General features: G+C 34.0%; 21 protein-coding genes and 4 tRNA genes. 14 read left to right on the plus strand and 11 right to left on the minus strand.

From position 1 onward, the window contains the following. Positions 1 to 183 precede the first annotated feature (183 nt). The 11 genes from recA to FPB0191_RS01270 all read left to right on the plus strand — a co-directional run bounded on the left by recA (position 184) and on the right by FPB0191_RS01270 (position 9,289). Positions 184 to 1,227, plus strand: a complete 1,044-nt coding sequence (gene recA / locus FPB0191_RS01220) for a recombinase RecA (RefSeq protein ID WP_039103415.1) — start codon at positions 184 to 186, stop codon at positions 1,225 to 1,227. Then, positions 1,217 to 1,696, plus strand: a complete 480-nt coding sequence (locus tag FPB0191_RS01225; RefSeq protein WP_052236671.1) for a regulatory protein RecX — start codon at positions 1,217 to 1,219, stop codon at positions 1,694 to 1,696. The genes recA and FPB0191_RS01225 overlap by 11 nt, the downstream gene beginning before the upstream one ends. Before the next feature lie 283 nt (positions 1,697 to 1,979). Continuing rightward, a complete protein-coding gene (alaS, locus tag FPB0191_RS01230; RefSeq protein WP_039103419.1) occupies positions 1,980 to 4,613 on the plus strand; it encodes an alanine--tRNA ligase in 2,634 nt (877 codons plus the stop codon). A 27-nt stretch (positions 4,614 to 4,640) separates the two neighbouring features. Continuing rightward, the gene (gene csrA, locus FPB0191_RS01235; protein WP_039103421.1) at positions 4,641 to 4,832 is read left to right on the plus strand and encodes a carbon storage regulator CsrA; all 192 of its coding nucleotides are present in this window, start codon (positions 4,641 to 4,643) and stop codon (positions 4,830 to 4,832) included. A 158-nt stretch (positions 4,833 to 4,990) separates the two neighbouring features. After that, positions 4,991 to 5,083: transfer RNA gene (locus tag FPB0191_RS01240), tRNA-Ser, on the plus strand. A 14-nt stretch (positions 5,084 to 5,097) separates the two neighbouring features. Further along, positions 5,098 to 5,174: transfer RNA gene (locus FPB0191_RS01245), tRNA-Arg, on the plus strand. 17 nt (positions 5,175 to 5,191) lie between these two features. Beyond that, positions 5,192 to 5,268 (plus strand) — tRNA-Arg (locus tag FPB0191_RS01250). Between the two features lie 20 nt (positions 5,269 to 5,288). Next, a tRNA-Arg gene (locus FPB0191_RS01255) sits at positions 5,289 to 5,365 on the plus strand. A 134-nt stretch (positions 5,366 to 5,499) separates the two neighbouring features. Next, complete coding sequence (locus FPB0191_RS01260) at positions 5,500 to 6,669, plus strand: polysaccharide export protein (protein ID WP_039103423.1); 1,170 nt, start codon at positions 5,500 to 5,502, stop codon at positions 6,667 to 6,669. Positions 6,670 to 6,681: 12 nt separating this feature from the next. Next, a complete protein-coding gene (locus FPB0191_RS01265; RefSeq protein WP_039103425.1) occupies positions 6,682 to 7,113 on the plus strand; it encodes an arsenate reductase/protein-tyrosine-phosphatase family protein in 432 nt (143 codons plus the stop codon). A 28-nt stretch (positions 7,114 to 7,141) separates the two neighbouring features. Further along, a complete protein-coding gene (locus tag FPB0191_RS01270; protein ID WP_039103426.1) occupies positions 7,142 to 9,289 on the plus strand; it encodes a polysaccharide biosynthesis tyrosine autokinase in 2,148 nt (715 codons plus the stop codon). Positions 9,290 to 9,653: 364 nt separating this feature from the next. Here the strand turns inward: FPB0191_RS01270 and flgL are convergent, their stop codons facing one another. The 7 genes from flgL to FPB0191_RS01305 form a co-directional block, all read right to left on the minus strand. After that, on the minus strand, positions 9,654 to 10,610 hold the full coding sequence (flgL, locus tag FPB0191_RS01275; protein ID WP_039103427.1) for a flagellar hook-associated protein FlgL: 957 nt from the start codon (positions 10,608 to 10,610) through the stop codon (positions 9,654 to 9,656). A gap of 15 nt (positions 10,611 to 10,625) precedes the next feature. After that, positions 10,626 to 12,269 carry a flagellar hook-associated protein FlgK gene (gene flgK / locus FPB0191_RS01280; protein WP_039103429.1) on the minus strand — a complete coding sequence of 548 codons (1,644 nt, stop codon included), beginning with the start codon at positions 12,267 to 12,269 and terminating at the stop codon, positions 10,626 to 10,628. Between the two features lie 162 nt (positions 12,270 to 12,431). Continuing rightward, positions 12,432 to 13,382 carry a flagellar motor protein MotB gene (motB, locus tag FPB0191_RS01285; RefSeq protein ID WP_082018202.1) on the minus strand — a complete coding sequence of 317 codons (951 nt, stop codon included), beginning with the start codon at positions 13,380 to 13,382 and terminating at the stop codon, positions 12,432 to 12,434. A 34-nt stretch (positions 13,383 to 13,416) separates the two neighbouring features. After that, positions 13,417 to 14,286 carry a flagellar motor stator protein MotA gene (gene motA, locus FPB0191_RS01290; protein ID WP_039103430.1) on the minus strand — a complete coding sequence of 290 codons (870 nt, stop codon included), beginning with the start codon at positions 14,284 to 14,286 and terminating at the stop codon, positions 13,417 to 13,419. Between the two features lie 65 nt (positions 14,287 to 14,351). Next, positions 14,352 to 14,963, minus strand: a complete 612-nt coding sequence (gene flhC, locus FPB0191_RS01295; RefSeq protein WP_052236672.1) for a flagellar transcriptional regulator FlhC — start codon at positions 14,961 to 14,963, stop codon at positions 14,352 to 14,354. Between the two features lie 12 nt (positions 14,964 to 14,975). Continuing rightward, complete coding sequence (gene flhD / locus FPB0191_RS01300; protein WP_039106425.1) at positions 14,976 to 15,293, minus strand: flagellar transcriptional regulator FlhD; 318 nt, start codon at positions 15,291 to 15,293, stop codon at positions 14,976 to 14,978. A gap of 193 nt (positions 15,294 to 15,486) precedes the next feature. Then, a complete protein-coding gene (locus FPB0191_RS01305) occupies positions 15,487 to 16,203 on the minus strand; it encodes an RNA polymerase sigma factor FliA (protein WP_039103432.1) in 717 nt (238 codons plus the stop codon). 424 nt (positions 16,204 to 16,627) lie between these two features. On the opposite strand from FPB0191_RS01305, the gene nth reads away from it, so the two are divergent. Continuing rightward, positions 16,628 to 17,266, plus strand: coding sequence for an endonuclease III (gene nth / locus FPB0191_RS01315; RefSeq protein WP_039103437.1), 639 nt, complete (start codon positions 16,628 to 16,630; stop codon positions 17,264 to 17,266). 5 nt (positions 17,267 to 17,271) lie between these two features. Continuing rightward, on the plus strand, positions 17,272 to 17,820 hold the full coding sequence (smrB, locus tag FPB0191_RS01320; RefSeq protein WP_039103439.1) for an endonuclease SmrB: 549 nt from the start codon (positions 17,272 to 17,274) through the stop codon (positions 17,818 to 17,820). Positions 17,821 to 17,884: 64 nt separating this feature from the next. On the opposite strand, the gene carB is transcribed toward smrB, so the two are convergent. Beyond that, positions 17,885 to 21,100 carry a carbamoyl-phosphate synthase large subunit gene (gene carB, locus FPB0191_RS01325; RefSeq protein ID WP_039103442.1) on the minus strand — a complete coding sequence of 1,072 codons (3,216 nt, stop codon included), beginning with the start codon at positions 21,098 to 21,100 and terminating at the stop codon, positions 17,885 to 17,887. Between the two features lie 5 nt (positions 21,101 to 21,105). Further along, complete coding sequence (gene carA / locus FPB0191_RS01330) at positions 21,106 to 22,266, minus strand: glutamine-hydrolyzing carbamoyl-phosphate synthase small subunit (protein WP_039103444.1); 1,161 nt, start codon at positions 22,264 to 22,266, stop codon at positions 21,106 to 21,108. 298 nt (positions 22,267 to 22,564) lie between these two features. Here carA and argF point away from each other — a divergent pair, with 298 nt between their 5' ends. Beyond that, entirely contained in the window at positions 22,565 to 23,572 is a 1,008-nt protein-coding gene (gene argF / locus FPB0191_RS01335) for an ornithine carbamoyltransferase (protein ID WP_039103446.1), read from the plus strand. A 132-nt stretch (positions 23,573 to 23,704) separates the two neighbouring features. Here the strand turns inward: argF and hslO are convergent, their stop codons facing one another. Both hslO and hslR read right to left on the minus strand, forming a co-directional pair. After that, positions 23,705 to 24,598, minus strand: coding sequence for an Hsp33 family molecular chaperone HslO (gene hslO, locus FPB0191_RS01340; protein ID WP_039103448.1), 894 nt, complete (start codon positions 24,596 to 24,598; stop codon positions 23,705 to 23,707). A 19-nt stretch (positions 24,599 to 24,617) separates the two neighbouring features. After that, on the minus strand, positions 24,618 to 25,010 hold the full coding sequence (gene hslR, locus FPB0191_RS01345; RefSeq protein WP_039103450.1) for a ribosome-associated heat shock protein Hsp15: 393 nt from the start codon (positions 25,008 to 25,010) through the stop codon (positions 24,618 to 24,620). Positions 25,011 to 25,062 lie beyond the last annotated feature (52 nt).

Here is a 25,062-nt window from a genome sequence, read left to right on the forward strand (position 1 = left end):
TATTTATAAATACTATTTATAGTATTACGCTAGATTTACTATAAAGATCGCGAATATTTAACAAATTATTTTACAAAATCGAATTATTAAATATTATATAAAAATAGCTTGATACTGTATTATTATACAGTATAATTATTATTCATTGTATAGATGCGAACTATTAATATTGGAACCTAATTTATGAACGAAAATAAACAACGTGCGCTTACCGCAGCATTAAGTCAAATTGAAAAACAATTTGGTAAAGGCTCTATTATGCGTTTGGGCGATACTCAAACCCTAGATGTTGATGCAATTTCTACAGGTTCATTAGGGCTTGATATTGCATTAGGCATCGGTGGTTTACCTATGGGGCGAATTATTGAAATTTTTGGTCCTGAATCATCTGGGAAAACCACGTTAACTTTATCAGTTATAGCTCAGGCTCAGAAAGAAGGTAAAACTTGTGCTTTTATTGATGCCGAGCATGCACTTGATCCTATTTATGCAGCGAAGTTAGGTGTTCAAGTTGATGATCTACTAGTCTCACAACCTGATACAGGTGAGCAAGCACTTGAAATATGTGACGCTTTAGTGCGTTCAGGTGCTGTTGATGTTGTGATTGTTGACTCAGTAGCAGCATTAACACCTCGAGCTGAAATTGAAGGTGAAATGGGTGATTCTCACATGGGCTTACAAGCTCGCTTAATGTCTCAAGCATTAAGAAAATTAACTGCAAATATTAAAAATGCAAATTGCTTAGTTATTTTTATTAACCAGATCCGTATGAAGATAGGCGTGATGTTCGGTAATCCAGAAACCACTACAGGTGGTAATGCATTGAAATTCTATGCTTCTGTGCGTTTAGATATTCGTCGTATTGGTGCGGTGAAAGAAGGCGAAGACGTGATCGGAAGCGACACACGTGTCAAAGTTGTTAAAAATAAAGTTGCAGCACCATTTAGGCAAGCGGAGTTTCAAATTTTATATGGCTGTGGAATATCTAAATATGGTGAATTGATTGATTTAGGTGTTAAACATAAATTAGTTGATAAAGCGGGTGCATGGTATAGCTATAACGGTGAAAAAATCGGTCAAGGAAAGGCCAATTCAATTAAGTTTTTACAAGAACACGATGCTATTTCTAATGAGCTAGAAACAAAAATACGAGAATTATTACTAACTAATCCAGCAAGTTTTAGTTCTTCAGATGAAGACAATCCGGCTACAGAAGATGACATTTAGTGGTGTTGAAAAAACCTTATATTATAAAGCTGTGCAATTACTTGCACAGCGTAGTCATTCTACCGTTGAGTTAAAACAAAAATTAGTAATTTATGCATCAAAAAAATATGATAATTTAGATTCCCTTTCAAAGCATATAGAAGCCGTGATTAATCATTGCTTATCCCATCATTGGTTAGACGATCAAGACTACATCAATCAATATATTGCTATACGAGCCCGTAAAGGTTACGGAAAACATCGAATAGTAATGGAGCTAAAACAAAAAGGGCTAGATAGCTCTTTAATTTCGTCATTAATTCATCAAAAAGAGATTGATTGGGTTCAATTGGCATATCGCCAAGTAAAGAAAAAATGTAATTCATTTAAAAACGCAGATGCTCAACAAAAAGTAAAAATTAGACAATTTTTACTTTATCGTGGATTTAGTCATGGTGATATTTGCGATGTATTTACACTATTTCGATAATTATTTTCAAATAACTATTTATAATTTATTGTAAATAAGTATACTTAAGCAAATAAGTTGAGTACTATCTATGTAATTGAAAGTTTTATAATATCCTTTTTAGGTGTCTTTAATTAATTAATTTAGTTATTAAGCTCACATAATTTACTGAGTAAAAATTTGGGCTGTATGTATTGATATTACTTAGAGTTGCTTAAAATACAATTTAAAAGTACTTCTTGAAGTAGAGTGAGTATATAAGTATATTAAGCAAATTTAATTTTAATAATAATCGGATTTATAAATGAAAAGTACCGCAGAAATTCGCCAAATGTTCTTGGATTTTTTCCATAGTAAAGGTCATGAAATTGTCGAAAGTAGTTCTTTAGTGCCACATAATGACCCAAGCCTTCTATTTACTAATGCAGGCATGAATCAATTTAAAGATGTTTTTCTCGGTGTCGATAACAGAGCGTATTCGAGAGCAACGACAGCACAGCGTTGCGTGCGTGCAGGTGGTAAACATAATGATTTAGATAATGTCGGTTATACAGCTCGACATCATACTTTTTTTGAAATGTTAGGTAATTTTAGTTTTGGTGATTACTTTAAACGTGATGCCATCCATTTTGCGTGGGAATTATTAACGGGCGAGGGGTGGTTTAATCTCCCTAAAGAACGATTACTAGTGACTGTTTATGAAACAGATGACGAAGCATTTAACATTTGGGCAAACGAAATTGGTATACCTCAGGAAAAGATTATCCGTATAGGTGATAATAAAGGAGCACCTTATGCTTCTGATAATTTCTGGCAGATGGGTGATACTGGTCCTTGTGGTCCTTGTAGTGAAATTTTCTATGATCATGGTGATCATATTTGGGGTGGACCTCCAGGGAGTCCAGAAGAGGATGGTGACCGTTTCATTGAGATCTGGAATATTGTCTTTATGCAATTTAATCGTCATGCCGATGGAACAATGGAGCCATTACCAAAACCATCAGTTGATACCGGTATGGGATTAGAACGAATTTCAGCTGTGTTACAACATGTTAATTCTAATTATGAAATTGATTTATTTAAAGTACTTATCCAAGATACCGCTAAAGTAATAGGTTTGACGGATTTACATAATAAATCATTGCGTGTGATTGCAGATCATATTCGTTCATGTGCATTTTTAATTGCTGATGGTGTTTTACCTTCTAATGAAGGGCGAGGTTATGTACTAAGAAGAATTATTCGTCGTGCAGTTAGACATGGTCATATGCTTGGTGCAAAAAATGTATTCTTTTATAAATTAGTACAATCTTTAATTAATGTAATGGCAAGTGCTGGTGATCAATTAGCCAAAAAACAAAAACTTGTCGAGGATACATTAAAATCTGAAGAAGAACAGTTTTTGAAAACACTTGAAAGAGGTTTATTCTTACTTAATCAAGAACTAACTAAAATTCAGAGTAATCAATTATCTGGGGAAGTTGCTTTTAAACTTTATGATACCTATGGTTTCCCATTTGATTTGACGGCGGATGTTTGTCGCGAGAAAGATATTACGGTCGATGAAGCTGGTTTCAATCAATGTATGGAAGCGCAACGCAATCGATCACGTGAAGCGGATAATTTTAGCATTGACTATAGTAATACTATCAAGTTTGACGGTGAAACTCAGTTTTTAGGTTATGAAGTTAATGAATTAACAGCAACTGTAGTTGCAATTTTCCAACAAGGGAAGTCGGTTAATCGCATAGATCAAGGTGATGAAGCGGTTATTATATTAGATAAAACCCCATTTTATGGTGAATCGGGTGGTCAAGTAGGTGACAAGGGTATACTTACTGCTACAAATATAAATTTCGAAGTTGTAGATAGCCAGAAGTATGGAAAAAATATTGGTCACATTGGGCATTTGTTACAAGGTCAGTTACAAGTCGGTGATAAAATAGCTGCTATTATAAATGATGAATTAAGAGCCCGTATTAGAAGAAACCATTCTGCGACACATTTACTACAAGCTGCATTGCAACGTATTTTAGGTAGTCATGTACAACAAAAAGGTTCATTAGTTAATGATAACTATCTTCGTTTTGATTTCTCTCATACACAACCTATTGCATTGGCGCAAATTCAAGAAATAGAAAATTTAGTCAATCAACAGATTCGTCGTAATTATCCAGTCCTAGTTGAATTGATGCCAATAGATGAAGCAAAAAATAAAGGGGCAATGGCACTATTTGGTGAAAAATATGAAGATATTGTCCGTGTATTGACTATGGGAGATTTTTCGATTGAGTTATGTGGCGGCACACACGTTAAAAGAACGGGTGATATAGGCTTTTTCAAAATCATATCTGAATCAAGTATCGCATCAGGGGTAAGACGTATTGAAGCAACAACGGGACAAATTGCTATAGATTTAGTTCATGACGATAGTAACCAGTTGAATAATATTATGTCATTACTGAAAGTTGATAAAAATGGTGTGGTACCACGCTTATCCTTACTTGTGGAACAAGTTAAATTATTAGAAAAATCAATTGAACAATTAAAATCACAACAGGCTGTCCAGGAAAGCGCACAATTATTAAATAATGTAGAAACAATTAATAATAAAAAGTTACTGGTAGCTAGAATTGATAACACTGAACCGAAAGTTTTACGTGAAATGATTGATGGTTTAAAAAATCAGTTAAAGTCTGGTGTCATCGTTTTAGCGGCAGTTAATACCGATAAAATTAGTTTAGCCATAGGTGTAACTAAAGATTTAACTGAGCAGATTAAGGCGGGCATATTAGTTTCCCAACTAGCTGCTAAAGTTGGTGGTAAAGGCGGTGGAAGACCTGATTTCGCTCAAGCTGGTGGTTCAGATATATCTGTATTACCTGAAGCATTATCTTTGATTAGAAACGAAATAGGTGAGAAGCTAAAAACGATATAATCTGGATAATTATGAATAGGAGGTTTGATGTTAATTTTAACCAGGAGAGTAGGAGAAACACTAATAATAGGTGATGATGTTGTGATCACAGTATTAGGTGTGAAAGGCAATCAAGTTAGAATAGGGATTAATGCTCCTAAAGATGTATCAATCCATCGTGAAGAGATTTATAATCGCATTCATCAATATCAAAAACCAGAACTCGATAATGAAAAATGATAAGAGTTGTGTGTTTTTGTTATAATTGAATGCTAAATATGCAATTAATACAGATTTTAGTAAAAACCATTTGACTTATTTTCTGTAAACCGTAATATGTGCGCCACATACTTTTTATAAAGTCGCCGATTTTATGAAAAGGGATTTGTTAAAACAACGGTGAGATGGCCGAGAGGCTGAAGGCGCTCCCCTGCTAAGGGAGTATAGGGTCAAAAGCTCTATCGAGGGTTCGAATCCCTCTCTCACCGCCATTTTTGCAAATTATGCATCCGTAGCTCAGCTGGATAGAGTACCCGGCTACGAACCGGGCGGTCAGGGGTTCGAATCCCTTCGGATGCACCATTTTTACTTTTATACTTGCATCCGTAGCTCAGCTGGATAGAGTACCCGGCTACGAACCGGGCGGTCAGGGGTTCGAATCCCTTCGGATGCACCATTTTCTTATAGTTCCTCCTAGCATCCGTAGCTCAGCTGGATAGAGCACTCGGCTTCGAACCGAGCGGTCAGGGGTTCGAATCCCTTCGGGTGCGCCATAAAGTATTTTATAATCTATCCTATTATTTATAGTCTAATTAAATTACTAATATCGTCATAATTTACGCTTTCATAATATAGCCCTGATATGCTATCATAACCGACATTTCGTATAACCTATTGTTTAATAATTATGATTAAATCGATTCATTATTTACGTTTACGTAAAATTCTATTATTAGCAGGTCTGGGCATATCTTTTTTGATTAATGGATGTACATTAACAGGATCCGATATAAGCACTTCTCATAAAAATGTTGTTAAACAATCTGATCATGATTTTGATATTAATAAATTAGTCGATATCTATCCTCTCACTCCATCACTAATTCGTAATCTACAAACGGTACCAGTTATTGCAAAAAACAATCCTAAACTAGATAATGAAATTAAAAAATACCAATATCGAATAGGCATTGGCGATATTATTAATGTTACGGTATGGGACCATCCAGAATTAACTATACCAGCTGGTTCATATCGTAGTGCCAGTGAAGCAGGTAACTGGGTACATGCAGATGGAACAATATATTATCCTTATGTGGGTAAGTTAAAAGTAGTTGGTAAAACATTAGAAGAAGTGCGTAATACTATCTCATCAAAGCTTGCCACTTATATTGAAAGTCCTCAAGTTGATATCAGCATTTCAGCCTTTAACTCACAGAAAGTTTATGTAACTGGTGAAGTTATAAAATCCGGTAAGCAACCTGTTAGCAATATCCCCTTAACTATTTTAGATGCCGTTAACAACGCCGGAGGGTTAACTAATAAAGCTGATTGGCGCAATGTGATTTTGACTCATAAAGGTGTCAAAGAAAGAATCTCATTACAATCACTCATGCAATACGGCGATTTAACGCAAAATAGGTTATTAACAGCTGGTGATATTCTCTATATTCCAACAAATGATACACTAAAAATATTTGTTATGGGTGAGGTTGAAAAACAATCAACACTTGTAATGGATAAAACAGGTATGACACTTGCTGAAGCATTAGGAAATGCAAATGGGATCAACCAAAAAACTAGTGATACTTCAGGTGTGTTTATCATTCGAGCAACTAAAGAAGGTGATGAAGCTGATAAAAATGGTAAAATTGCTTATGTTTATCAATTAAATTTAAAAGATGCAACGGCTATGGCATTGGCAACAAATTTCCAGTTAGAGCCTTATGATGTTGTCTATGTAACAACGGCACCTATAGAACGTTGGAATCGTACAATCATGCAATTATTGCCAACTATTCAAAGTGCTAATAGCTTAACCGAAACTATACGTTGGATTCGTAATTGGCCAAATTAAAAAGAGTTAATCATGTTTGATTCAATTTGTGTCGTTTGTGTTGGGAATATTTGTCGCTCACCAATTGGTGAGCGACTATTAAAGAAAGATTTTCCCGAAAAAAAAATTTCATCAGCAGGTATTGCTGCTGTTGTTGGGGACAGTGCTTTTTATAAATCAGAATCAGTTGCAGAACAGAATGGTCTTTCTCTTGATGGTCACATAGCCCGTCAATTGACAAGAAAAATTTGTGCTGAACAAGATCTTATATTAGTAATGGAAAAATCTCATATCGAAGCCGTTTGTCGTATTGCCCCGGAAGTGCGCGGTAAGGTTATGTTATATGGGCATTGGCTTAATGAAATGGAAATCCCTGATCCTTATGGTGGTGATATTGAATTATTTGAAAAAACATATATTCAATTAGCTAAAGCAAGTAAAGCATGGGCAGAAAAATTAAAGTAAGCATTAATAGATAAGGTTAACATATCAAATGGCGACAAACAATACTGATAAACTAACTAGTACTTATGATGAAATTGATTTACTGGGTTTATTCTATGAATTAATTGATAAATGGAAGATTATTGTTACCATTACTTGTATAACCACCTTTTTGGGGATACTTTATGTTATTTTCGCCACACCTATCTATAAGGCAGATGCGCTTGTTCAAATAGAACAAAAAGTCGGTAATTCATTGTTTAAAGATTTTAGTTCTGTATTAACGGGAGATAAACCAACATCTACTACTGAAATTGAGCTAATACGTTCTAGAATGATAATTGGTAAGACAATTAATGATCTATCTTTAGATGTGGAAATAAAAGAGGTTTTTTTCCCTATTTTTGGTAAAGGGCTAGCACGTATATTGGGGAGTAATAATCAAATTGCCTTAACCCGTTATAATGTTGCTAAAGAATTATATGATATTCCGCTTGAATTAAGAGTCATTGATAATAATCACTATGCAATTTTCAATGGTAATGAAGAATTCTTAAAGGGAACTGTTGGAGAATATGCGTCTAATCAATATGTTTCTTTATTAGTCAGTGACATTAAAGCGAAGCCTAATACTAAATTTAAAATAACTAAACACTCTTATCTAAAAACAATTAATACTATTTTAGATAATTTATCGATCACTGATAAAGGTAAAGATAGTGGAATGCTTGAATTAAGTTTAATAGGCGAAGATCCTGCCCACATTCAATCTATCCTAGCTCAAATTTGTAATAACTATTTATCACAAGATGTTGAACATAAATCAGAAGAGGCAGCAAAAAGCCTGCAATTTTTAAAGACTCAATTACCCCGAATACGTGCCGAGCTAGATGACTCTGAAAATAAATTAAATGAGTTTAGACAAAAAAATGATTCCATTGATTTATCCTTAGAAGCTAAATCTGTGTTAGATACTTCTGTTCAGCTAGAGGCTCAATTGAATGAATTAACGTTCAAGGAAGCTGAAGTTTCTAAACTTTATACTAAAGAACATCCAGCCTATAGAGCATTGTTAGAAAAAAGGCAAACGCTAATAAATGAACGTTCAAAACTAGGTGAGAAAATCAGTTTTTTACCGCAAACTCAGCAAGAAATCTTAAGATTGACTCGAGATGTTAAAGCAAATAATGAAATTTATATTCAGCTTTTAAACAAACAACAGGAATTAAATATTTCGCAAGCGAGTACGGTTGGTAATGTGAGAATTATTGATAACGCTTTAACGCAACCAGAATCAGTTCAACCGAAAAAGTTTTTAATTGTAAGTGTTGCATTTTTACTTGGATTGATTTTATCTTCAGGCACAATTATTGTTGTTCTCATATTAAGAAAAACGATTGATAGTGTTGAGCAACTTGAAGATATCGGTTTAAACGTTTACGCGAGCATTCCTGTTTCTGAATGGCAATCCAAACAAAATCGGATTTCAAAGCGTAATAAGCACGGAAGAAAACATAAAAATGTACGAGCACGTCAGTTGGTTTCTGTTGGCTCACCTAGCGATTTTTCCGTTGAAGCACTTAGAAGTTTAAGAACTAGTCTACATTTTGCAATGATGGAGGCTAAAAACAATATTTTAGCCATTTCTGGTTGTAGTCCGAATATTGGTAAAACATTTGTTACTACGAATCTTGCTGTAGTTATTGCCGATTTAAATAAAAAAGTTTTATTAATTGATGCTGATATGCGTAAAGGCTATCTCCATGAATTAATGAACGTCAAAGTAAAATGTGGCTTATCTGAGTATTTATCTCGAAGACAAAATATTGATGACATTATCCATAAAACAGGAATAAATGAGCATTTAGATTTTATACCAAGGGGAGAAGTGCCACCTAATCCATCCGAACTTTTGATGTATCCACGATTTAAAGAGTTGTTGGATTGGGCGACTCAACAATATGATATGGTATTGATTGATACACCACCGGTACTAGCAGTAACCGATGCGTGTATTGCTGGTCAATATGCCGGAACAATGATGATGGTAGTGCGTTATGGTGAAAATACGATTAGTGAAATTGAATTAGGGTTGCAACGTTTTGAGCAAAATAATATCAATGTTAAAGGTGCAATCCTTAACTGTGTAGTTCGTAAAACCGGTAGCTATTATCAGTATGGTTATCATTATAAATAAATGATATTTTATATCGTTTATTTAACGGAAATAAATTAAATAACACCTTAATAATTAAATCATTTTGTTTATTATTAAGGTGTTTTTTATCATTAACTAATTTCTAATATCCTCAGTAACTTTTAGTTGTATCTAACTTGAAAATAGTTCTAATTATTAAGGTCTATATTTTCTCTATTTTCTGTTTCAAGAATATCTCTAAATATCCTATTTTGAAATCCATATAATGGATCTTACTTGATTTAATAAGCATGTTATGAGCGGGGTAAGATACATATTTTTTATGAAAATATCATATGGTAAGGTGATTTATTGAATTGTTATTTAAGAAGTAGCTCTATATTATGAGCTACTTTCAGAGTGACTATTTTAGCTGGAATAGTGACATGTTTTGCATGTTAACAAAAGTTTGTTGTGCAGCTTTCAAGTTTGCTTGCAACATGACGTATTCAGAAATTGCTTCGTACCAATCTACATCTTCAATTTCGCTAATCTGTGTTTCAAAATCAATATTAAGGGTTTTTCCTAATGTAGTTAGTTTTTCCGTTTCAGCTAATAATGCTCCACCTGCAGCACGAACACTGGAAATATTATTAAAACTATTGTCTATTCCTCTACTAGCGATTGCCAAGGTGTCGCGATATAAAGCCATATCACTTTCAGAACCATTATCTAAATCCATAGATAACGCTTTGAGGGCATTATCTATACTAGCAAAAATATTGCTATCTGACGGAGATCCATCCGGCTCTTTACTATTGGCCCCGGTCATAAATATTTTATTTCCGGTAAAACTAATTGGAATCTCACGAGTTTCATCAATAAAAATTGTAATAGGATTTTCACCGCCAACATACTTAACTTCACCAGACTCATTGACGATAAACGGTGGTTGATCATTCTTGGTGCCAGAAAAAATATAATTACCATTTGAATCTCGTGAATTTGCTAAAGAAAGGAGTTGATCTTTAAGAGTTTGTAACTTATTAGCGAGATCTGCTCTATCAGTATCATTAAGTGTTTCATTACCAGCATAAACTAAAGTTTCTTGGATACTCTGAACAACAGTTGTGACTTCTTTTAGAATCGTATCTTGTCGTGCTAGGGATTTTTCGACACTTTGTCTAGTCGCGAGGAATTGATTATTGCGAGCTTGTTCTTGTTTTAATATTAAACTTTTAGAAGAACCCATTGGATCATCTGATGGCGAGAGTATCTTTTTCCCAGTAGCTAAGTGTAAGCCAGATTTTTGCCAATTACTTTGAGTATTGAGAATATTTTGTAAATTCTTCTGATACATTGAGTTAGTGCTTATTCGCATTGTTTTATCCTTTTATCACTTAGTTAATCCTAAAATCGTATCAAAGATGGTCGTCGCAGCATCAATGATTTTTGCATTTGCTTGGTAATATTGCATGTATACTTGCATAGTGATATATTCTTCTTCAATATTTACACCAGATATTGATTGATTTTGCTCATTAATCTGATTGACGATATTATTACTAGCTGAGGCTGATGTTTTTGCTGAGTGTGTTTCACTACCAATATAACTAACTAATGAAGCATAAGCATTGGATAGGGTCATGTTATTGTTTACTAATTTTTCATTTTGAATATCTAATAATTTAGCGATATTTCTATTATCTCCAGCACCATTTTCATTATCTGCTATACCACTAGCAATTTTGTTAGGATCTTTAGTCGCCATTTTTAATGAACTTGCGATTTCAGCAACGGGTTTTAAAATAAAAGAATCACCTTCTACCGGTGTACCATTAATCGAAATTGTTAGTCCATCAAATATGAGCTGACCATCTTTCGTTTCAGTAGTTATTTGCTGATTATCGGATAGCCGAGTTACAACCCATTCCCCACCAACAAAGGTTATTTCATAATCTGAAGCTTTAACATCGGTTACTTTATTATATACTGCATCAATTGTTGCTTGACCTTGGTTTTTATTGTTTGCAATAGTTGTTGGTTTAGCAAAATCAAATAATTTTTCACCCGGGTTACCTTGAATATCGACACCACTACAGTTTACTTCATTAAATCGATCAGCCAAATTCAATGCGATCAATCCAAGTTGATTACGTGACTCATTTAGTGGACCATCTCTAAAAGTTAGCAAACCATGTAAACTGCCAGAGTTAATATTTTGACTTGTTAGTTCCTGTGTTGCACCTGAATTATGCGTATAAATTATGCTAAAGAGACTAGGATCAGCGGATGATGGTTGAACGGAAAGTAAATTAGCATTTGACCCTTGTACTAAATTTAAACCATTCATTAATGAAAGATTATATTGGCCATTTTGTTCGGTTACGTTGACGCCAATTATTTCATTTAATTCACTTACTAGCTGATCACGTTGATCTAGTAAGTCATTGGGTTCATGACCACCACTGACATTTTGTAAACGAGCTATTTTCTGGTTTAATTCAGCAATTTGTTGTGTATAGCTGTTGATTTTATCCACATTCTTAGCGAGTTCATTATTAACATTGTTAATCTGATTTTTTAGATTAATTTCAGTTTTGTTAAATTGACTGACTAAGGATTCTAAACTACTCATTACAGTTTGACGACCCGCAGGATCAGCCGCATTGGATGAAAGTTTATTGAGATTCGAAAATAAGTCGTTAATTTGTGAAGATAGGCTACTCTCCTTATTAGAAAATAAATTATCAATTTTTGATAATTCACCATAATAAGCGTTGACCGAGCCAGCATGAGATTGAGCTTGACGTAGTTGGTCAACAATAAATTGGTTATACGCGCGATTAACAGCATTAACTTTAACGCCATTCCCTGTAAATCCTTTACCGGAATGAGTACTATTTGCCTGACTTAAAATAATTTGTTGGCGATTATAGCCAGTAGTATGTGCATTACTGATATTATTACTAATTACATTAAGCATGTTTTGTGCTGCATTAAGTCCACTGATACCAGTATTAATTAATGAATTAGCCATAAAACTCCTCCAGATAATAGAGAATAATTCTATTTTTTCGATAAGAATAAGTTATATTAGGTATCGGCAGAGTTGAGTGAAACTTTAATGAAAACTATTACTGTTATTTTGAATGATTAAAAGCTAATCAATAATATGCTTGATTAGCTGATTTCTAATGTGTTATTGCTTGTTACTATTATCAATTTCGTTCGTTAAGAACGATTTAGATTGGTTTGTTTGTTCTAATTCTTTTATTTGATTTAGTAAATCAATGCCAGTCATAGTATTTTCATCTTCAATATAATCTTGCGCTGTTTTATTTAGTATTAGAATACTAATTCGACGATTTGAATCGCGATTGAAGCTTTTATTATTAAGACTGACTGTATCGGCAAGCGCAATAATTCGCATAATTTTATGAGAATCAAGTCCACTTAATATCAATTCTCGTCTTGATGCGTTAGCCCGATCTGCGGATAATTCCCAGTTACTGTATCCTTTGTCACCACTGCGATATTTTCGCTCATCAGTATGCCCTGAAATCGTTATTTTATTCGGTAATGTATTTAATATTGGTGCAAGAGCATGAAGAATTTTTTGCATATTGGGATGAATCTTAGCACTGCCTATATCAAACATTGGCTTATTATTTGATGCCAAGATTTGGATACGTAATCCTAAGTCGGTTAATTCAACAATTAAATTTGGCGCTAGTTCTTTTAAACGTGGATCGAGGTGAAAAATATCAAATATTTTTTTTGCAGCATCAACTAATCTTAATGATTCTGCCTGTTTTTGGTCTAAATCAATTTGTAGTGGAGAAACATCTTCGATTTTTTCTTCACCATCCACTTTAGTGAAATCATCACCACCTCCCGGTAACGGGCTCTCACTATCACTAGTTTTATTTCCTCCTGTAAATCCTAATACTAAAGGAGTTCGGAAATATTCTGCAATACCTTGTAACTCTTTGGGTGTTGATTTGCCAATTAACCACATAACTAAAAAAAGTGCCATCATGGCCGTCATAAAATCAGCATAAGCAATTTTCCATGAACCATTGTGATGACCTGAGCTATGATGCGATTTCTTTTTACGAACAATGATTTTTGCTACATTTTGTTTTTTCATAAATGGCTTTAATTAATCGTGTAATTATTAGACTTTATTGTTTTGTACTTTCTTTTGATTGCTGAACATGATTTTCTAATTCAAAAAATGTCGGACGTTCACTGGAAAAGAGTGTTTTACGGCCGAATTCAATGCAGATTTGTGGCGCATAGCCATGCATACTAGCAATTAATACGACTTTAATACATTCTAAAACTTTAGTAGCATTCATATTCTTTTGTCGTAATAAAGCTGCTAAAGGTGATATAAATCCATAAGCGAGTAAGATACCCAAAAAAGTACCTACCATCGCATGTGCAATCAGTTCACCTAATTCGCTTGCTGGACGATCAGCTTTAGCTAAAGTATTAATAACCCCCATTACTGCTGCCACGATACCAAAAGCAGGTAAACCATCACCAATACTCGCAATAGCTTCAGCTGGCTTTTCTAATTCAGCCTGATATGTAGATAATTCTTCATCCATGAGAGCTTCAATTTCATAAACATTCATATTTCCGCTAATCATTAATCGAAGATAATCAGTTATGAAATCACATATTTGAGAATCTGCTAAAATTTGCGGGTATCTTTTGAATAGCTCACTTTCCTGTGGATTATCAATATCTGATTCAATTGATAGCATGCCATTTTGGCGGATTTTATTTAAAATGCTATACAATAAGCTGATTAATGCCAAATAAAGTGTTTTATTATATTTCGATCGTTGAAATAACTTCCCAATTGATTTAGTGGTTGCCATTAACACTTTAGTATTGTTACTAACAATAAATGCTCCCAGAGCTGCTCCACCTATAATTAATAGTTCTAGAGGTTGAAATAATACAGCTAAGTAACCGCCACTAAGAACATAACCAAGTAGTGTAGAAGCAATAACGATAATATAGCCTATAATAATTGGCATTGATTTTCCCTATCTTAATTTAATTACTATTTAATGCTATTTAACACAATCAATTTACTTTTCGTTCAAGTTGTAAGCTGCTTAATGCTTGCCGAACTAAAACTATTTGAAATAGATGAAGAAAGAACCTGTATAAATTTCGCTTGATTCTCTTTAAGTGTTTTCTGATTTTTATCTACCCTTGACGGGGGTTGGCATAAACTACATATGAAACTATTCCTTGGTTGGTAAGCATGGGTAATAAAACGACCTTTACACCCTTTACAACATGATTGTTGCATAATACGACTTTCAACAAATTTGACTAATATCCATGCTCGAGTTAGTCCTAATACTGGTTCACCTTCAGTTGGTGGGGGACATTGTTCCAAATAAAGTTGATATGCTTTTATAATTGCTTTTACACCAGATTTATTACTATTTTTTACTAAAAATTGGTATGCATTGTAAAAAACACTAGAATGGATATTGGGTTCCCATGTCATAAACCAAGTAGTTGAAAAGGGAAGTAATCCTTTGGGAGGCGGACAACCTTGAATCTCTTTATACAGTTTAATTAATTTTCCACGGCTTAGATTCGTTTCACTTTCTAACATTTGAATTCTAGCACCGAGTGAAATTAGTCGCATGGCTAATTGAATGTCATTATACTTTTTTATTATGCTTTTCTCTGTCATCCTAATAATCCCCTATTTACTTATTGAATCTAACAGCAAGCTTGATAATAAGATACCGGTATGCATTTGTTTAATGTCACCGACACGTGATTCTTCGGTTAATTTTTTGACCATATCAGCGTTTTGAAACCGTAACTGAAAAATTAATTGATTGGTTTCAGATAAAACTAACATTTGAGGGGCATTTAGGTTGCTTAATACATCCGCAGTTTCTTCATCAATCCCTAAACGGTACATCGCAGCATATTTATCTTTTTCAAGCATACGCTGGCTTAATAGTAACGTTGAGAGATTTAAATGATGTATGCTTTTAAGCGTATCGTTGTCTATTACATCATCCAATTTAATCACCAATCCAAAATTATTTAATTTATCATCAGAATAACACTTAATTATGTTATTTTAAAACGTAAAATGCATATTTCTGCGAATAAGTTTGGTAGAACTAGAAAATCTAAAAAAAAATTTAAATTTACCAAACATTTACCAATGTTTAATGTTTTTTAGCTTTTATTTCTTTTTTTTAAACAAAAATCTTACTTTTTATTCTTTTTATAGCTTGACTATGTAATTGACTGACTCGTGACTCACTAATGTTAATGACTTTACCAATTTCTTTTAAATTAAAATCTTCTTGATAATAAAGAATTAATACCATTTTCTCATTTTCAGGTAGATGATTAATCTGTTGAATTATCTTATTTCTAATTTCCTCAATGAGTATCATTGAAGCAGGATTATTATCTTCCTGTTGCTTAATGATTAAATCGATACCATCACCTAACTTTCTTTTCATTTCGTCATATGAACATAGATGACAAGAGTTTGAATCAAGTAATATTTTGCGATATTCTTCAATTGAAATTTCTAAATATCTTGCAATTTCAAGTTCAGTCGGTACTCGTGCTAACTTATGTTCAAGTTCAGTGATTGCTTTAGCTACTTTTTTAATATTTTGTCTAGCTTGACGAGGTAACCAATCACGACTACGTAATTCATCTAGCATAGCGCCTTTAATTCGTTGTGTCGCATAAGTACTAAATGCTGTACACTGATTTGGATCAAAGCGTTCTAATGCATCCAATAAGCCAATATAGCCCACTTGAAGTAAATCATCCAACTCCACCGTTGATGGTAGTCTGATTGTTAATTTTAAAGCTTCATGACGAACTAATGGAATATATTGTTGCCAGTCAATTTCATTAACGACCCCTTGAGAGTTATATAAACTATCACTCATTTATGGTGCTAAGCCAATTTAAGAAAAAATGATTATTGGTATTATGGCAACGTTAGTTAATTTTTAATTGAATAAATAGACTAGAAAAAAATAGGCATTTATCATTATTAAACGGTTTATTAATTTAATAAAAATCATATTTACGTTTAATTCTACTTTTATTTGAGTATATTAGATTTTTAAAATCTGATATTGATTTTTGAGATCAATTAAAAATAGAAGGTAAAATGGTTCGGTTTAATTTTGCATTACCTTTAATAATTGATTTTAAATATGATTATTGTAAAAAAGGAATAGAATTGAGAATAATTAAGTTAACAAGAAGACCCTTAACTCAAGTAAATAGTCTAAATCTTACTAAAAAAAAGAATAATTGTTATAATGTTATAACGTGTTACTTCGAAAAAGAAACTGATATTGAATTGTGAAACAAAAAACTCGCGTTGAAATTTTGAAACGCTTAAAGAATCATATAAAAGATCCCACAACTGAATTAATATATCACACACCTTTTGAATTATTAATAGCAGTTTTATTATCTGCCCAAGCAACAGATGTGAGTGTTAATAAAGCAACAAAACCCTTGTTTGCCATAGCTAATACACCACAAGCAATACTTAATTTGGGAATTAATAAGTTAAAAGATTTTATTCGAACAATTGGACTTTATAATAGTAAGGCAGAAAATATCATAAAAACCTGCCAAATATTGATTACTGAACATAATAGTGAAGTACCAGAAGATTTTGATAAATTGATAGCTTTACCTGGTGTAGGACGAAAAACAGCTAATGTCGTATTGAATACGGCTTTTGGCTGGCCAACTATTGCTGTAGATACACATATATTTCGGTTATGTAATCGAACTGGATTCGCGCCTGGAAAAACAGTTGAAGCTGTTGAAGATAAGTTATTAAAGGTTGTACCGAAAGAATATAAAATAAATTGTCATCATTGGTTTATTCTTCATGGTCGTTATACCTGTATTGCACGTAAACCACGTTGTGGCTCGTGCGTCATTGAAGATTTATGTGAATTTAAAGATAAAGTTTATCCAGAGTAAATATTATGTCTCAACAATTTAATCTTAGTGATGAAGATATTGCTTTATTTAAAAATGCTATTGGTGCGACCAAAAAAATTAAACAAGATAAGGTTGTTCATAAGGTAAATAAGCAGTTGAAAAATCATAATTTAGAAAAGAAACAGCAGCAAGATACCTTGAATAATGAGTTCTATTTCTCGGATGATTTTCAACCTTTATTAGCGGATGATCCCATTCGTTATTTACGAGAAGATGGCGATCCTAATGAACTTAAAAAATTAAAACGTGGTTATTATGAACCCGATTTATTCCTCGATTTACATGGACTTACTCAGCGTGAGGCAAAAAAAGAGATCTCGGCTTTAATTTCTGCTTGTTTGCGGGAACGTGTTTTTTGTGCTTGTATCATGTATGGTCATGGGAAAAATATCTTAAAAAAACAAACCCCATTGTGGTTAGCACAGCATCCAGATATTCTCTGTTTTCATCAGGCTCCCAAGAATTATGGTGGTAATGCGGCACTACTCATTTTATTTGATTTATGTAAGGTTTCTGATGAATTATTTCGCTAACAAAAGAAATATTGCCTAAGTTAATTGATAAACTTATTTAACAATATTTCTTTGCTTGTCATTATTATTGATATAGTTGTTGTAAAGACATCACACAATCGGTAGCATCATAATCAAGTGCAGCGGTTGTAGCATAAGCAGCATTCATGGTGGTGTCATAATGCGTTTTATACATAATTGCACTACGGCGTAAAATTTTAGAAGCTTCTATTGCATCTCGTCCAGATGTAGTATTTAGAATATAACTATATTCACCGTTTTTAATATGATCATGAACGTTTGGTCTACCTTGCGTTTCTTTGTTGACTTTTTGACAGTGGATACCCGCTTGGATAAGATATTCAGCTGTACCTTCAGTCGCATCAATAGTAAAGCCATGTTTAGTTAAACGCTTGGCAATTTCAATTACTCGTTGCTTATCTTGATCGCGAACGGATAACAGAGCTTTTCCTTGTTTCTTCATATTTGATAAGCTAGCCAATTGTGCTTTTGCAAATGCTTCGGCAAAGGTTTGACCTATTCCCATGACTTCACCGGTTGAGCGCATTTCAGGACCTAAAATCGGATCTACGCCACTAAATTTGTTAAATGGCAATACCACCTCTTTTACTGAATAATAAGAAGGTATAATTTCGGTAGTTACTTTTTGTTGTGGCAATGATTGCCCAACCATAACTCTCGCAGCGACTTTAGCTAATGCTATCCCTGTTGCTTTTGATACAAAAGGAACGGTACGTGCTGCGCGTGGATTAACTTCAATTAAATAAATTTGATTATCTTTAATTGCAAATTGTGCATTCATAAGCCCCTTAACATTTAACTCAATTGCTAATTGTTTAGCCTGATGACGTAGTCCTGATAATATTTCATCGTTAAGGGTATGAGTAGGTAATGAACATGCTGAATCACCCGAGTGCACACCGGCTTGTTCAATATGTTCCATGATTCCACCAATTACTACATTTTCACCATCACAAATTACATCAATATCTACTTCAACAGCGTCATCTAAAAAATGATCAAGTAGTACAGGCGCATTATTTGATTCGCTTACAGCAGTAGCAAAATAACGTTCCAGATCTGTGTTATTATATACAATTTCCATAGCACGACCGCCTAATACATAAGAAGGTCTTACCACCAATGGATATCCGATATGTTCCGCTTCATTTAAAGCTTGTTTTAGATCAGTTACTGTAGCATTAATAGGTTGTTTTAGGCTAAGTTTGGCTACGACCTGTTGAAAACGTTGTCTATCCTCAGCTCTATCAATGGCATCTGGCGAAGTACCAATGATAGATACACCTTCTTGAGCAAGTGCTTTAGCTAATTTTAATGGTGTCTGTCCACCGTACTGAATAATGACACCATTAGGTTGTTCTTTGTGAACAATTTCAAGTACATCTTCAAGGGTAACAGGTTCGAAATACAGTCGATCTGATGTATCATAATCCGTTGATACTGTTTCTGGATTACAATTGACCATAATTGTTTCGTAACCATCTTGATGAAGTGCTTGAGCAGCATGGACACAGCAATAATCAAACTCAATACCTTGACCAATACGATTTGGTCCTCCGCCAAGAATCATAATCTTTTTACGCTCAAATTGTGGAAGCGCCTCACATTCTTCTTCATAAGTAGAATAAAGATAGGCTGTTTGTGTAGCAAATTCCGCAGCACATGTATCGACACGTTTATAAACTGGATGTATCTGTAATTGCCAACGTTTTTGTCTTATATCTTTTTCTTCAACGTTGAAAAGATGAGCAAGTCTAGCATCAGAAAAACCTTTACGTTTTAGCTCAAACAATCGTTCTTTACTGACCTGATTCAATTCGGTTGAACAAATACTATTTTCAATTTGTATTAATTCCTTAATTTGTACAAGGAACCAACGATCAATATGTGTTAATTCAAAGACTTCTTCAATTGATAAACCTGCTCTAAAAGCATCTGCAATGTACCAAATACGATCACTGCCTGCTTCATTTAATTCATGGCGAATGATGGCTAATTGTTCATTATTTATTGAATTGCTAAATTTTGAATCTAATCCCGTAGCACCGACTTCAAGTCCACGTAAGGCTTTTTGTAGTGATTCTTGAAACGTACGACCAATGGCCATGACTTCGCCCACTGATTTCATCTGTGTCGTTAGTCGATCATTACATCCAGCAAATTTTTCAAAATTAAATCTTGGTATTTTAGTCACAACATAATCAATTGCGGGTTCAAATGATGCTGGAGTTCTGCCTCCAGTAATATCATTAGCCAGTTCATCCAGCGTATATCCAATCGCTAATTTTGCTGCGATTTTGGCAATAGGAAAACCTGTTGCTTTAGATGCTAAAGCGGATGATCGAGAAACGCGAGGATTCATTTCAATAACAATTAATCGTCCACTAAGAGGATCAACAGAAAACTGGACATTAGCTCCTCCGGTTTCTACCCCGATCTCTCGTAATACGGCAAGCGAAGCATTACGCATAATTTGATACTCTTTATCAGTTAGCGTTTGTGCTGGCGCCACGGTAATTGAATCACCTGTGTGGATTCCCATAGGATCGAAATTTTCAATGGAACAAACGATAATACAATTATCATGTTTATCTCGTACCACTTCCATCTCGTATTCTTTCCAACCAATCAATGATTCATCAATTAACAGTTCATTTGTCGGTGAAAGGTCAAGACCACGTAAGCAAATCTCTTCAAATTCATTACGATTATAAGCAATTCCACCACCGGTTCCACCCATTGTAAAAGAAGGTCGAATAATACAAGGGAAGCCAACTTTATCAAGTACTTCATAGGCTTCTTTTAAATCATGAGCAATGCCACTACGTGCCGTTTCGAGACCAATTTTCTTCATTGCTTGATCAAAGCGTTTACGATCTTCTGCTTTATCAATTGCGTCCGCCGTTGCACCAACCATTTCAACGTTAAATTGTTTAAGGATGCCGTTCTTTTCGAGTTCTAAGGCGCAATTCAATGCAGTTTGTCCACCCATGGTAGGTAAAATTGCATCAGGTCGTTCATGTTCAATAATCTTACTTACAGTTTTCCAATTAATAGGCTCTATATATGTGACATCAGCCATATCAGGATCAGTCATAATTGTTGCAGGATTAGAATTAACTAAAATAATACGATAACCTTCTTCACGAAGTGCTTTACAGGCTTGTGTGCCAGAGTAATCAAATTCACATGCCTGACCAATTACAATAGGACCTGCGCCAATAATTAAAATACTCTTAATATCTGTACGTTTTGCCATTTTACTTATAGCCTTTGTTTATAGTTTGATATGAGTTCAATAAAATGATCAAATAATATAGCAGCATCATGTGGACCGGGGCTTGCTTCTGGATGACCTTGGAAACTAAAGGCAGGTTTATCATTATGATGAATACCTTGTAATGATTGATCGAATAACGACTTATGTGTTACGCGTAAATTAGAAGGTAAACTTTTTTCATCAACGGCAAATCCATGATTTTGAGCTGTAATCATAACTAAATTTTTTTCTATATCTTTAACCGGATGATTGCCACCATGATGACCAAATTTCATTTTTACGGTGTTCGCATTACAAGCTAAAGCTAAAAGCTGATGGCCTAAACAAATACCGAAGATTGGTATATTAGTTTCTAATAATTGCTTAATTGCTTCGATAGCGTAAGTACAGGCAGAAGGGTCACCAGGACCGTTAGATAAAAAAATCCCATCAGGTTTGAGAGCTAATACTTCATCGGCTGACGTTTCAGCAGGGACAACAGTTAGATAGCAACCGCGATCGACTAACATAGTTAAAATTTGATGCTTTATACCAAAATCATAGGCAACGACGTGATAGGGTAATTGCATTTTTGTTTTTGCTGGTGGGTAAGGATTGGTTAAAGACCATGAACCTTGCTGCCAATGATAAATTTGTTTAGTACTAACTTGTTTGGCTAAATCTGCACCTTTAATACCGGGAAAATTTTGAGCATTAAACAAAGCAACATCAGCTTGTTCAACAAGAGCTTCTTTGGAGACCGCCGTTATGATACAACCATGTAAACTTCCCTTTTCACGTAGGATACGAGTTAATTTTCGGGTATCAATATCGGCTATACCAATGATATTATGCTTCTTAAGGTAATCGGATAGATTGCCCGTACTTCTGAAATTGCTAGCTAATAAAGATAAATCACGGATAATCAATCCTTTGGCATAAATTTGTTTAGACTCTTCATCAGATGCGTTAGTGCCGACATTACCTATGTGCGGATAGGTTAAGGTAACGATTTGCTCGCAATATGATGGATCAGTTAGAATTTCTTGGTATCCTGTCATAGAGGTGTTAAACACGACTTCACCGACGGTGTTTCCTTCAGCTCCAATCGATTTACCATAAAATTGAGTACCATCTTGTAATATTAATAGGGCATGGTTATGCATTACTTGCAACTCTCTTAATGAATAATAAATCATTATTTATGAATTTGTATGCAATTTATTTTAGCTTTTAAATTGAGAATAGCAATATGTTTATTAGAAAATAAATCAATATTTATAATTTAATTTATAAATGTTAGCGAATAGATAAATCTAAATTTTGAGACAATAGAATAATAGTAGCTATATTAATGTTAAATTTTTCACTTAAACTTGAAATTGAATAATTATTCAAATAGAATTCAAGACTATGTTATTAGAAAACGACAATTTATAAGTGATAACTTATCGGGAGCGGTATATGCAAGGTTTTTACCAACGCCATTTTTTACGATTACTTGATTTTACACCAGTAGAAATTGAACAACTGATTGCTTTAGCTATGGATTTAAAACAAGCCAAGAAGCAGGGTAAAGAAAAACAATATCTTAAAGGTAAAAATATTGCATTAATTTTTGAAAAAGATTCAACTCGAACACGTTGTGCTTTCGAAGTGGGAGCTTTTGATCAGGGGGCTAATGTAACTTATTTAGGCCCTTCGGGTAGTCAGATAGGTCACAAAGAATCTATTGCCGATACCGCTCGTGTTTTAGGGCGAATGTATGATGGCATACAGTATCGTGGTTTTGGACAAGAAATTGTAGAGACATTAGCACAATATGCTGGCGTACCAGTATGGAATGGTTTGACCAATGAAGCACATCCAACCCAAATCTTAGCCGATTTTATGACAATGAAAGAGCATATTGGTGAACGTAAACTGAATAGTGTTAAATTTGCTTATTTAGGTGATGCTCGTAATAACATGGGGAATTCCTTAATGGAAGGTGCTGCATTAATGGGAATGGAAATTAGGTTAGTTGCACCAAAGGCCTGTCAACCAGAGCAAAATCTGATTGATCAATGTCAATCCATTGCTACAGAAACTGGGGCAAAAATTATCTTGACTGACGATTTAGCGCAAGGCGTGAAGGATGTCGATTTCCTATATACTGATGTTTGGGTCTCAATGGGAGAACCTAAATCAGTGTGGGATGAGCGAATAAAATTACTATCTCCTTATCAAATTAACCAAGATGTCATTAAGTTAACCCAAAATCCACAGGTTAAGTTTATGCATTGTTTGCCTGCTTTTCATGATATGAATACATCAGTTGGTCAACAAAGGGCAACACAATATGGATTAAGTAATGGTCTTGAAGTGACTAATGATGTATTTGAATCGCATCATAGTATAGTTTTCGATGAGGCAGAAAATCGTTTACATACGATTAAAGCAGTTATGGTGGCTACATTAAGTGAAGATTAATCAGAAAATTAATAACTATTTTGACGATAACCAACAGTGAAATTTGCATGAGCATTTTCTTAATAAACTATACAGTTTACTAATTGAAAATGCTCAGATTCTATTATTTAATAGCCGTTAATTTAACGAAAACTAATGCTTAATTTCTTGATGTTGTTGATGACGTAATTTTTCAATATCAATCTTATCAAATATATAATGAGAACCGCAGTAATCACAATGCATATCAATATTCCCATCTTCAGCTAAGATCGTGTCGATTTCATTGGCTGGTAACGTTATTAAAGTATCTTCACATCGTTGTCGAGAACAGCGACACTTGAATATCACATCTTGCGCTTCAAAAAGCCTAACCTCTTCTTGATGATATAAACGATATAAAATTTCTTCAGCTGGTAGAGAAAATAATTCGTTATCAGTTAAGGTTTCAGCTAGAGTAGAAAGGTGTTCAAATGAATCATGTGTATCGTCACTCGCTGGTAATACTTGTAATAATAAACCAGCAGCAATAGGTTTATTTTGATAAACCCCCGTTTTAATTAACAATCGAGTCGGTAGTTGTTCAGATTGTTTAAAATAATTTTCAATACAACCCGTAATGGTGTCAGCCTCAAGGGCAACAATACCTTGATAACGTTCGCCTTGTTTGGGTGTAATAGTGATGACAATGTAACCGTTGTCAATCATTTCTTTTAACGTAGCATCATCTTTAATTGTTCCACTAAATCTAGCAACTCCGCGCATTTGTTGATGGTTATCACCGTTGATTACGGCTAAGGTTAACGGACCATCACCTTGTAATTGAACTGTTATATCACCTTCAAATTTAAGAGTTGCAGTTAATAGACAAGTGGCAACTAGTAATTCACCTAGTACATTTTGTACGGCTAAAGGATAATTTTGATTGTTTAAAATCTGCTGGTATGTTTCATTTAAATGAACTAACTCACCACGTATAGCATGATTATCAAATAAGAATCTTGATAATTGATCATGATGAGAAGAAATATGATTAGTTTGTGTCATAGGTACTCCAAGTGAATTATCATTCACCATACTTAAATTTAATTAAATTACGACGTTCTTTTTTATCTGGTCGTCTATCAGGATGTGGCATAGTTAATGAACCATCTTTGCGTGCTTGCGCAATATTTTCACGCTTAATAATACTTTGTTGCGTTTCTAAATATAGATATTGTGCTTCGCTAGCAGATCGTCGCTGCTGGCTGATAGCTTGAATGATAACCGTCTTTTCATCACTTCCTTGTCTTAATTTTAGCTTAGCTCCAATCTCAACTATTTTGCTCGGTTTCGTTCTTTGTCCATTGTAATGGACTTTACCTCCCTCAATCATTTCTTTTGCGATTGAACGAGTTTTGTAAAACCGTGCTGCCCATAACCATTTATCTAGTCGAACATTATGCTGAAGGATTATCATCTGATTCCTCTTTATAAGTTAATTCCTTCGAATTATAGTTGGGTTTAATTTT

The sequence above is a fragment of the Frischella perrara genome (assembly GCF_000807275.1).
GTDB lineage: Bacteria > Pseudomonadota > Gammaproteobacteria > Enterobacterales > Orbaceae > Frischella > Frischella perrara.

Bases quoted from the DNA above. Each gene is read 5' to 3' on its own strand.
- recA (WP_039103415.1), top strand. From the start codon at position 184: ATGAACGAAAATAAACAACGTGCGCTTACCGCAGCATTAAGTCAAATT.
- FPB0191_RS01225 (WP_052236671.1), top strand. From the start codon at position 1,217: ATGACATTTAGTGGTGTTGAAAAAACCTTATATTATAAAGCTGTGCAA.
- alaS (WP_039103419.1), top strand. From the start codon at position 1,980: ATGAAAAGTACCGCAGAAATTCGCCAAATGTTCTTGGATTTTTTCCAT.
- csrA (WP_039103421.1), top strand. From the start codon at position 4,641: ATGTTAATTTTAACCAGGAGAGTAGGAGAAACACTAATAATAGGTGAT.
- FPB0191_RS01260 (WP_039103423.1), top strand. From the start codon at position 5,500: ATGATTAAATCGATTCATTATTTACGTTTACGTAAAATTCTATTATTA.
- FPB0191_RS01265 (WP_039103425.1), top strand. From the start codon at position 6,682: ATGTTTGATTCAATTTGTGTCGTTTGTGTTGGGAATATTTGTCGCTCA.
- FPB0191_RS01270 (WP_039103426.1), top strand. From the start codon at position 7,142: ATGGCGACAAACAATACTGATAAACTAACTAGTACTTATGATGAAATT.
- flgL (WP_039103427.1), bottom strand. From the start codon at position 10,610: ATGCGAATAAGCACTAACTCAATGTATCAGAAGAATTTACAAAATATT.
- flgK (WP_039103429.1), bottom strand. From the start codon at position 12,269: ATGGCTAATTCATTAATTAATACTGGTATCAGTGGACTTAATGCAGCA.
- motB (WP_082018202.1), bottom strand. From the start codon at position 13,382: ATGAAAAAACAAAATGTAGCAAAAATCATTGTTCGTAAAAAGAAATCG.
- motA (WP_039103430.1), bottom strand. From the start codon at position 14,286: ATGCCAATTATTATAGGCTATATTATCGTTATTGCTTCTACACTACTT.
- flhC (WP_052236672.1), bottom strand. From the start codon at position 14,963: ATGACAGAGAAAAGCATAATAAAAAAGTATAATGACATTCAATTAGCC.
- FPB0191_RS01305 (WP_039103432.1), bottom strand. From the start codon at position 16,203: ATGAGTGATAGTTTATATAACTCTCAAGGGGTCGTTAATGAAATTGAC.
- smrB (WP_039103439.1), top strand. From the start codon at position 17,272: ATGTCTCAACAATTTAATCTTAGTGATGAAGATATTGCTTTATTTAAA.
- carB (WP_039103442.1), bottom strand. From the start codon at position 21,100: ATGGCAAAACGTACAGATATTAAGAGTATTTTAATTATTGGCGCAGGT.
- carA (WP_039103444.1), bottom strand. From the start codon at position 22,266: ATGCATAACCATGCCCTATTAATATTACAAGATGGTACTCAATTTTAT.
- argF (WP_039103446.1), top strand. From the start codon at position 22,565: ATGCAAGGTTTTTACCAACGCCATTTTTTACGATTACTTGATTTTACA.
- hslO (WP_039103448.1), bottom strand. From the start codon at position 24,598: ATGACACAAACTAATCATATTTCTTCTCATCATGATCAATTATCAAGA.
- hslR (WP_039103450.1), bottom strand. From the start codon at position 25,010: ATGATAATCCTTCAGCATAATGTTCGACTAGATAAATGGTTATGGGCA.